Here is a 516-nt window from a genome sequence, read left to right as displayed (position 1 = left end):
TGAATTTAAAAAGGAAAATAACGAAAGAGAAGATTCATATACATATGAGGGATTTTCAGATGAAGAAATATTGTATTACTATTTAAATCGGCAAACACATTTTGACCAAGAAAAACGTATAAAGGATGCATCCAGGACTCTATATGCTCGTGATCTAAGTCAATTTTATTTTTTTATTAAGCAAAGCACAGAGTTCCTGCAGCAAGATGTTAAAGATTATGTAGTCGGCCAAGTTTGGAGGAACTTAAGAAAGCGACATATACGTAACTATCAAAAATGGTTATCCCAGGAGGCAATCTCCTATCAATCAAAAGAAAAATACAAAGCATCTACAATTAGTCGGAAACTTGGTGTAATCCGTTCGTATTTGAAATGGCTATATGAAATTCAATATATCCAGGAACCTCTTCATGTGGAATTTCTAAGTACGACCGTTAATAAACACGATAAACCAAAACGCGAATTATCATATGAGGAAGTGAAGCAGTTGCTTCATTACTATAAGGATAATGAAAT

1 pseudogene is annotated in these 516 nt (G+C 33.1%); it reads left to right on the top strand.

Going from position 1 to position 516, the window contains the following annotated elements:
- A pseudogene (locus FT637_RS29615) lies at positions 1-516 on the top strand (hypothetical protein); the annotation flags it as partial.

The sequence above is a fragment of the Bacillus cereus genome, assembly GCF_015071065.1.
GTDB classification, from domain to species: Bacteria; Bacillota; Bacilli; order Bacillales; family Bacillaceae_G; genus Bacillus_A; species Bacillus_A cereus_BA.
Note: the sequence above shows the minus strand (reverse complement) of the source record. Positions and strands in the feature narration are given on the sequence as shown.